This is a genomic window from Mycobacterium sp. shizuoka-1 (genome assembly GCF_002723835.1).
Classification (GTDB): Bacteria; Actinomycetota; Actinomycetes; order Mycobacteriales; family Mycobacteriaceae; genus Mycobacterium.
This window is the reverse complement of sequence record NZ_BEWG01000057.1, coordinates 1-8,126: the sequence shown is the minus strand read 5'-3', so window position 1 is coordinate 8,126 and position 8,126 is coordinate 1. Positions and strand designations below refer to the sequence as shown.

8 protein-coding genes and 2 tRNA genes are annotated in these 8,126 nt (G+C 66.9%); 3 read left to right on the top strand and 7 right to left on the bottom strand.

All coding sequences use genetic code 11. The annotated features are described in order from the left end of the window. From MSZK_RS16830 to leuC, 3 genes are all read right to left on the bottom strand, one after another. A partial coding sequence (locus MSZK_RS16830) for an HU family DNA-binding protein (protein ID WP_233211354.1) occupies positions 1 to 452 on the bottom strand: 452 nt, incomplete at its 3' end. A 199-nt stretch (positions 453 to 651) separates the two neighbouring features. Then, positions 652 to 1,248, bottom strand: a complete 597-nt coding sequence (gene leuD / locus MSZK_RS16825; RefSeq protein WP_099249779.1) for a 3-isopropylmalate dehydratase small subunit — start codon at positions 1,246 to 1,248, stop codon at positions 652 to 654. Between the two features lie 27 nt (positions 1,249 to 1,275). After that, positions 1,276 to 2,703, bottom strand: coding sequence for a 3-isopropylmalate dehydratase large subunit (leuC, locus tag MSZK_RS16820; RefSeq protein ID WP_099249776.1), 1,428 nt, complete (start codon positions 2,701 to 2,703; stop codon positions 1,276 to 1,278). A gap of 74 nt (positions 2,704 to 2,777) precedes the next feature. On the opposite strand from leuC, the gene MSZK_RS16815 reads away from it, so the two are divergent. Both MSZK_RS16815 and MSZK_RS16810 read left to right on the top strand, forming a co-directional pair. After that, positions 2,778 to 3,479, top strand: a complete 702-nt coding sequence (locus tag MSZK_RS16815; RefSeq protein WP_099249774.1) for an IclR family transcriptional regulator — start codon at positions 2,778 to 2,780, stop codon at positions 3,477 to 3,479. A gap of 42 nt (positions 3,480 to 3,521) precedes the next feature. Further along, positions 3,522 to 4,019, top strand: a complete 498-nt coding sequence (locus MSZK_RS16810; protein WP_099249771.1) for a pyridoxamine 5'-phosphate oxidase family protein — start codon at positions 3,522 to 3,524, stop codon at positions 4,017 to 4,019. Between the two features lie 47 nt (positions 4,020 to 4,066). Here MSZK_RS16810 and MSZK_RS16805 read toward each other — a convergent pair. From MSZK_RS16805 to MSZK_RS16790, 4 genes are all read right to left on the bottom strand, one after another. After that, a tRNA-Glu gene (locus MSZK_RS16805) sits at positions 4,067 to 4,142 on the bottom strand. Positions 4,143 to 4,217: 75 nt separating this feature from the next. Further along, positions 4,218 to 4,289, bottom strand: a tRNA-Gln gene (locus MSZK_RS16800). Between the two features lie 114 nt (positions 4,290 to 4,403). Beyond that, the gene (gene gltX, locus MSZK_RS16795; RefSeq protein WP_099249768.1) at positions 4,404 to 5,885 is read right to left on the bottom strand and encodes a glutamate--tRNA ligase; all 1,482 of its coding nucleotides are present in this window, start codon (positions 5,883 to 5,885) and stop codon (positions 4,404 to 4,406) included. After that, positions 5,885 to 6,661, bottom strand: a complete 777-nt coding sequence (locus tag MSZK_RS16790) for a fumarylacetoacetate hydrolase family protein (RefSeq protein ID WP_099249766.1) — start codon at positions 6,659 to 6,661, stop codon at positions 5,885 to 5,887. Before MSZK_RS16790 ends, gltX begins: the two co-directional genes overlap by 1 nt. Before the next feature lie 187 nt (positions 6,662 to 6,848). Here MSZK_RS16790 and MSZK_RS16785 point away from each other — a divergent pair, with 187 nt between their 5' ends. Next, positions 6,849 to 8,036 (top strand): MFS transporter, encoded by a 1,188-nt coding sequence (locus MSZK_RS16785; RefSeq protein WP_099249763.1) that lies wholly within the window; start codon positions 6,849 to 6,851, stop codon positions 8,034 to 8,036. Positions 8,037 to 8,126 lie beyond the last annotated feature (90 nt).

Here is an 8,126-nt window from a genome sequence, read left to right as displayed (position 1 = left end):
GCCTTCTTGGCCGGAGCCGCCTTCTTCGCGGGCGCAGCCTTCTTGACCGGAGCAGCCTTCTTGGCCGGAGCCTTCTTCACGACCGCCTTACGGACGGCCTTCTTGACGGCAGCCTTCTTGGCCGGGCCGGCGACCGCACCGCGCTTGACGGCGGGGCCTTCGGACGGAAGCTTCTGCGCGCCGGAGACGACGGCCTTGAATTGAGCGCCGGGACGGAAAGCGGGAACGGAAGTCGGCTTCACTTTGACGGTTTCGCCGGTGCGCGGATTGCGCGCCACACGGGCGGCGCGACGCCGCTGCTCGAAAACGCCGAAGCCGGTGATGGTCACGCTGTCGCCCTTGTGCACCGCGCGCACAATGGTGTCGACGACGTTCTCCACCGCCAGGGTTGCTTGCCGACGATCTGAGCCCAATTTCTCCGTGAGTACGTCGATGAGCTCTGCTTTGTTCATTCAATTCCTCCGAAGCCAGTGGTCCACTCTGGACCGACTGCAGAACACGGTAAACCCAAGAGCTGCAGATTTCCAAGAGCCACGCCCAATTTCAGGCACTACTTAGGAGGATTTCAGCAATCCGCTTGCCGCCCTAGGGCGGTGATTCCGGGCGGTCGAACCCCGGGTTTGGGGGCGGGAATTCGGGGCCCCGCCCCGTTCAGGAGGCGGTCGAAATCCGCGGCTTCCAGCTCGGGCGACCTGCCTCAAATGCTTCGATTTCAGCACGTTTCCGCAGCGTGAGGCCGATATCGTCAAGACCTTCCAGTAGCCGCCACGCGGTGTAATCGTCAATCGTGAACGGCACCACTGCCGTTCCGGCGCTGATAATTCGATCTTGAAGATTCACAGTGATTTCCAGGCCTGGATTCTGCTCGATGAGCTTCCAGAGAAGTTCGACATCATCTTGAGCGACTTCGGCCGCCAACAGCCCCGCCTTGCCCGCGTTGCCGCGAAAGATGTCGGCGAAACGGGACGAGATGACGACCCGGAATCCGAAGTCCATCAGCGCCCAGACCGCGTGCTCCCGCGAGGATCCGGTGCCGAAATCGGGTCCGGCCACCAGAACCGAACCGCGATCGAACGGACTCAGATTGAGAATGAACGACGGATCCGTGCGCCAGGCGGCGAACAGTCCGTCCTCGAAACCCGTTCGGGTGACGCGCTTCAAATACACCGCCGGAATGATCTGATCGGTGTCCACATTCGACCGCCGCAAGGGAACGCCGATCCCGGTATGGGTGTGAAATGCCTCCATCGTGGTTCTCCTTAGCAGGTCTAGTTTTTAGAGATCGGCAGGCGAGGACAGGGTTCCGCGCACGGCGGTGGCCGCGGCGACCGCCGGTGAAACCAGGTGTGTCCGGCCGCCCTTGCCCTGCCTGCCCTCGAAATTCCGATTCGACGTCGACGCGCAACGCTCGCCCGGCGCCAGTTGATCGGGGTTCATCCCCAGGCACATCGAGCAGCCCGCCTGACGCCATTCGGCGCCGGCCGCGGTGAAGATCTCGCCCAGCCCTTCGGATTCGGCCTGGGCGCGTACCCGCATCGACCCCGGCACGATCAGCATCCGCACCGAGTCGGCGACCCGACGGCCGCGCAGCACGTCGGCCACCACCCGCAGATCCTCGATACGGCCGTTCGTGCACGAACCCACGAACACCGCGTCGACGGCGACCTCACGCATCGGCGTGCCTACCCGAAGGTCCATGTAGGCCAACGCCTTCTCGGCGGCCTGACGTTCGGAATCGCTGGTCATCAGCTCCGGGTCGGGCACCGCCTCGGCCAGCGGGACGCCCTGGCCGGGATTGGTGCCCCACGTCACAAACGGGCTCAGCGTCGTGGCGTCGATGTAGACCTCGGCGTCGAATTCGGCGCCCTCGTCGGTCTTCAGCGCGTCCCAGGCGGCCACTGCGGCATCCCAGTCAGCCCCCGTCGGCGCGTAGGTGCGTCCGCGCAGGAACTCATAGGTCGTCTCGTCGGGAGCCACCATCCCGGCCCGGGCACCGGCTTCGATGCTCATATTGCAGATGGTCATCCGGCTTTCCATGGACAGCGATTCGATGGTGCTGCCGCGGTATTCGATGACGTAGCCCTGGCCGCCGCCGGTGCCGATCTTGGCGATGACCGCCAGGATGATGTCCTTGGCGCTCACCCCGGGCGGCAGGGCGCCGTCGACGTTGACCGCCATCGTCTTGAACGGCCGTAGTGGAAGTGTCTGGGTGGCAAGCACATGCTCCACCTCGGAGGTTCCGATGCCCATCGCGATCGCGCCGAACGCGCCATGGGTCGAGGTGTGGCTGTCGCCACACACGATCGTCATCCCGGGCTGGGTCAGCCCGAGTTGCGGGCCCATCACATGGACGATCCCCTGCTCGGCGTCACCCATCGGGTGCAGCCGGACGCCGAACTCAGCACAGTTGCGCCGCAACGTCTCGACCTGAGTGCGCGAGATCGGATCGGCGATCGGCTTGTCGATGTCGACCGTCGGCACGTTGTGGTCCTCGGTGGCGATCGTGAGATCGGGACGGTGCACCGGGCGGTCGGCCAGGCGCAGACCGTCGAAGGCCTGCGGGCTGGTCACCTCGTGGATGAGATGCAGATCGATGTAGATCAGATCGGGTTCACGCGCTGCACCGCTGCCGGCGCCGGCGACCACGACATGGTCGTCCCACACCTTTTCGGGCAGGGTCCTGGGCTTGTCGGACTGAGCCATGGCTTCTCGATTCGTTCTTCGATTCCGGAACACGAGTCTGGATATCTCATATTTCGGGACGCTAGTATCTCGATATGAGACAGGATAGCGGTATCGGCGTGCTCGACAAAGCGGTGGGCGTACTCCACTCGATCGCCGATTCACCGTGCGGGCTGGCCGAACTCTGTGAACGCACCGGGCTTCCGCGGGCCACCGCGCACCGGCTCGCTGCCGGCCTTGAGGTGCACCGGTTACTGGCCCGCGACAGCGCCGGGCGCTGGCGGCTGGGACCGGCGATCAGCGAGCTGGCGGCTCAGGTGAACGATCCGCTGCTGGCCGCGGGCGCGGCGGTGTTACCCCGGCTGCGGGAAATCACCGGCGAGAGTGTCCAGCTCTACCGGCGCGAGGGCACCACCCGGATCTGTGTGGCCGCACTGGAACCCCCTGCCGGGCTTCGCGATACCGTGCCGGTCGGGGCCCGGCTGCCGATGACGGCCGGCTCCGGAGCCAAGGTGCTGCTGGCGTACAGCGACACCGCCACCCAGCAGGCCGTGCTGCCGACGGCGAAGTTCACCGAGCGCACGCTGGCCGAGGTCCGCCGCCGCGGCTGGGCGCAGAGCGCTGCCGAGCGCGAGCCAGGGGTGGCCAGCGTTTCGGCACCGGTACGCGACCGCAGCGGCACGGTGATTGCGGCGGTGTCGGTGTCCGGGCCGATCGACCGGATGGGCCGGCGGCCAGGGGCACGCTGGGCAGCCGATCTGGTGGCCGCCGCCGACGCGCTGACCCGTCGACTGTGATCCCCACGACAACGGTCCCCGCACGCCTGACAAACTGACGCCATGGGAACCAAGCAACGCAACCAGATCGTCATGTCGGACGCCGAGATCGCCGAGTTCGTGGCCCGCAGCCGCACCGGCACGATGGCGACGATCGGGCCCGACGGCCAGCCGCACCTCGTCGCGATGTGGTACGGCGTGCTCGACGGCGACATCTGGGTCGAGACCAAGGCCAAATCCCAGAAGGCGGTCAACCTCCGTCGCGACCCTCGGGTGAGCTTTCTCATCGAGGACGGTATGACCTACGACACGCTGCGCGGGGTGTCCTTCGAAGGGGTGGCCGAGATCGTCGAAGATCCCGACACCATCTTCAAAGTCGGTGTCAGCGTCTGGGAGCGCTACAACGGCCCCTACACCGACGATCTGAAGCCGGCCGTGGACATGATGATGAACAAGCGGGTGGCGGTGCGTATCGCGGCCAGCCGCACCCGGTCCTGGGATCACCGCAAGCTCGGCCTGCCCGCGATGCCGCTGGCCGGTAGCACCGCGCCGGCCGAATAGCCTGCGGAACAACGAATCGCCCGGTCGGATGACCGGGCGATTTCGTTTGGTAGCCCCGATGGGATTCGAACCCACGCTACCGCCGTGAGAGGGCGGCGTCCTAGGCCGCTAGACGACGGGGCCAGAACCAAATCTGTGGTGCGCCTTGCGGCGTACCGGGTTGTCAGCATAGCTCAGAGGCCGTTGCCGACATAATTGCTGGGGTACCAGGACTCGAACCTAGAATGGCTGAACCAGAATCAGCTGTGTTGCCAATTACACCATACCCCATCAACTGCCCGTAACCGCTGGTCAGAAGCCCTTTATCCCGGTGGAACCAGGGATGTCAGGCCGCTGCGTCGTGGTTGCGGGCCGACGAGCACACTACCAAAGATTTCGACCGCCTTATTCCAGCACCCCGGCGTGGTCGCGCGCTGCCCGCAGTCGCCGCAGACTGCGATCGCTGCCCAGCAGCTCCAACGACTCGAACAACGGCGGACTGATCGTCGCGCCGGTCGCGGCCACCCGGATCGGCCCGAACGCCTTGCGGGGCTTGAGCTCGAGGCCGTCGAGCAGTGCGCCTTTGAGCGCCTCCTCGATGGCGGCCGCCGTCCACTGCCCCACGCCCTCGAGTGCGCCGATAGCCGCGTCCAGGACCGGACCCGCGCCGGGGCCGAGCTCCTTGGCCGCAGCCTTGGGGTCCAGCTCGTAGGCGTCGTCGTTGAGGAACTTCAGCAGCGCCCACGCATCCGAGAGCACCACGATGCGGGTCTGCACCAGCTGCGCCGCGGTCGCGAACCCGGCATCGTCGAGCCCGGTGTCGTACCCGTGGGCCGCGAAATAGGCCCGCAGGCGCACGGCGAACTCCGCGTCGTCGAGACGGCGGATGTGTTCGGCGTTGATGGCGTCAGCCTTCTTCTGGTCGAACCGGGCCGGGTTGGAGTTGACGTCGACGACGTCGAACGCCGCGACCATCTCGTCGAGACTGAAGATGTCGCGGTCCTCGGCGATCCCCCAGCCCAGCAGCGCCAGATAGTTCAGCAGACCTTCCGGCAGGAAGCCGCGGTCGCGGTGCAGGAACAGGTTGGACTCGGGGTCGCGCTTGGACAGCTTCTTGGTGCCCTCCCCCAGCACCGGTGGCAGGTGGGCGAATTCGGGCACCCGGTCGGCGACGCCGATACGGATGAGCGCCTGGTACAGGGCGATCTGGCGCGGCGTCGACGGAAGCAGATCCTCGCCGCGCAGCACGTGGGTGATCTTCATCAGCGCGTCGTCGACCGGATTGACCAACGTGTACAACGGCTCTCCGGTGGCCCGGGTCAGCGCGAAGTCGGGAACCGTCCCGGCGGCGAAAGTCGTCGTCCCCCGCACCAGGTCGTGCCAGCTGAGGTCCTCGTCCGGCATCCGCAGCCGCAGCACCGCGTTGCGGCCCTCGGCGGCGTACGCGGCACGCTGCTCGTCGGTCAGGTCGCGGTCGTAATTGTCATAGCCGAGTTTGGGATTGCGCCCGGCGGCCAGATGACGCGCCTCGACCTCCTCGGGGGTGGAGTAGGCCTGGTATGCCTCACCGGCGGCGACGAGCCGGTCCAGCACGTCGCGATAGATGTCGGTGCGCTGGGACTGGCGGTAGGGCTCGTGCGGCCCTCCGACCTCCGGCCCCTCGTCCCAGTCCAAACCGAGCCAGCGCAGCGCGTCGAGCAGTGCGGCGTAGCTTTCCTCGGAGTCGCGCTGGGCGTCGGTGTCTTCGATGCGGAACACGAAAACCCCACCGGTATGGCGGGCGTAGGCCCAGTTGAACAACGCAGTGCGCACCATGCCGACATGCGGAATTCCGGTGGGCGACGGACAGAATCGCACGCGCACTGGATCATTGGCGGTCGACGTCATCAGTTGCCCTTCCGAATCACGGGATTCGTCAGCGTCCCGATTCCCTCGACGCTGACGCTGACGGTGTCGCCGTGCTCGATCGGCCCCACGCCCTCGGGTGTGCCGGTCAGGATGAGGTCACCAGGCAGGAGGGTCATCACCGCCGAGATCCACTCGATGATGGCACCGATGTCGTGGATCATCATCGACGTCCGGCTCAGCTGCCGCACCTGGCCGTTGACCTCGGTGCGGATCTCCAGATCGGACGGGTCGAGGTCGGTGACGATCCACGGACCGACCGGGCAGAACGTGTCGTGCCCCTTCGCGCGTATCCACTGGCCGTCAGCCTTCTGCTGGTCGCGCGCGGATACGTCGTTGGCGATGGTGTAGCCGAGGATGTTCTCCGCGGCCCGGGCAGCGGGCACGTCCTTGCACGGACGGCCGATCACGACTGCCAGCTCGCCCTCGTGGTGCACCGGTGAAGCGTTGGCCGGCAACTGGATTGGCACACCCGGTCCGATGATCGCGGTGTTGGGCTTGAGGAAGATCACCGGATCCTCCGGTGCCTCACCGCCCATCTCCTCGATGTGGGCCTGGTAGTTCTTGCCCATGCAGACCACCTTGCTGGCAAGGATCGGCGCCAGCAGGCGCACATCGGCCAGCGGCCAGCTCCGGCCGGTGAAGGTCGAGGTTCCGAAGGGATGCTCGGCTATCTCACGAACGATTTCGCTTCCCGTGTCCCCTTCGATGCTGACGAAGGCGACCCCATCAGGGCTGGCGATTCGACCCAGGCGCATTCCCGACAGCCTAGTGGGGCCGGCGTGCGGGCACGAACGACCCCGATCGGCGTTGAGTCGGCATTGAGTGAGTAGCCACGCTCGACCGTGTCCGGGATTTCCCGGCGGGACCGCTCACTCAGCGTGTGTTCCCATTATCTGAGATACAGATTCAGCATCGTGAGACACACCGTGGAATCATGTCCCCATGGCCGTCGGCACCATCAGCACAGCGCGACGCTGGGCGATGCTCGTGATCGCGTTGTTCGCGACGTTGTCCGCCAACGTGTTCATCAACGGTGCCGCGTTCCTGATCCCCACCCTGCACGCGTCGATGGGCCTCGACCTGGCCAAAGCCGGCCTGGTGTCGGCCATGCCGAGCTTCGGCATGGTGGTGACCCTGATCGCGTGGGGTTATGTGGTGGACCGGGTCGGCGAGCGATTCGTGTTGGCCGCCGGGTCCGCCTTGACCGCCGCGGCCGCCGTTGCCGCCGCGTCCTCGCACTCGCTGATCCTGGTCGGCGCCTTCCTGTTCCTCGGCGGCATGGCGGCGGCCAGCAGCAATTCGGCCAGCGGACGGCTGGTGGTGGGGTGGTTCCCGCCCCACCAGCGCGGGCTGGTGATGGGCATCCGCCAGACCGCGCAGCCGCTGGGCGTGGCGGCCGGTGCGCTGGTGATCCCTCGTCTGGCGCAGGCCCACGGAGTCGGTGTGGCGCTGCTGTTCCCCGCGATCGTGTGCGGGATCGCGGCGCTCGTGTGCGCCGTCGCGGTCGCCGACCCGCCCCGGCCGCCCCGCGCCGAGGCCCCGGCCGAGCATCTGGCCAATCCCTACCGGGGCTCGGCCGTGCTGTGGCGGATCCACGCGGTCTCGGTGCTGCTGGTTGTGCCCCAGTGCGTGGTGTGGACGTTCACCCTGGTGTGGCTGATCACCGATCGGGGCTGGTCAGCGCAGAACGCCGGGCTGCTGGTGATGGTGGCCCAGATCCTGGGCGCGCTCGGCCGTATCGCAGCCGGCCGCTGGTCGGACCGGATGGGGTCGCGGCTGCGGCCGATCCGGATGATCGCGGCAGGCGCGGCGCTGTCCATGCTGGTGCTGGCGCTGACCGACGCGCTGGGATCCCCGCTGAGCATCGCGGTGATGGTCGTGGCGTCGGTGATCACCGTCGTCGACAACGGGTTGGCGTTCACCGCCATCGCCGAGATCGCCGGGCCGTTCTGGAGTGGCCGCGCGCTGGGCGCCCAGAACACCAGCCAGTTGCTGGCCGCCGGCCTCACCCCGCCGGTGTTCGGCGCCCTGATCGGCGCGCTGGGTTACCCGGTGGCGTTCGCGGTGTGCGCCCTGTTCCCGGTGGCCGCGCTACCGCTGGTGCCGGCAGACCAGCCCAGCAAGCACTAGATGTTCTTCACGGGTAGGTTGTGAACGCGTAGGCGCTCGATTGGTGTCATTCCGCCGATGCCGGTGTGGGGTCGGTGGTGATTGTAGTGA

Bases quoted from the DNA above. Each gene is read 5' to 3' on its own strand.
- leuD (WP_099249779.1), bottom strand. From the start codon at position 1,248: ATGGAGGCATTTCACACCCATACCGGGATCGGCGTTCCCTTGCGGCGG.
- leuC (WP_099249776.1), bottom strand. From the start codon at position 2,703: ATGGCTCAGTCCGACAAGCCCAGGACCCTGCCCGAAAAGGTGTGGGAC.
- MSZK_RS16815 (WP_099249774.1), top strand. From the start codon at position 2,778: ATGAGACAGGATAGCGGTATCGGCGTGCTCGACAAAGCGGTGGGCGTA.
- MSZK_RS16810 (WP_099249771.1), top strand. From the start codon at position 3,522: ATGGGAACCAAGCAACGCAACCAGATCGTCATGTCGGACGCCGAGATC.
- gltX (WP_099249768.1), bottom strand. From the start codon at position 5,885: ATGACGTCGACCGCCAATGATCCAGTGCGCGTGCGATTCTGTCCGTCG.
- MSZK_RS16790 (WP_099249766.1), bottom strand. From the start codon at position 6,661: ATGCGCCTGGGTCGAATCGCCAGCCCTGATGGGGTCGCCTTCGTCAGC.
- MSZK_RS16785 (WP_099249763.1), top strand. From the start codon at position 6,849: ATGGCCGTCGGCACCATCAGCACAGCGCGACGCTGGGCGATGCTCGTG.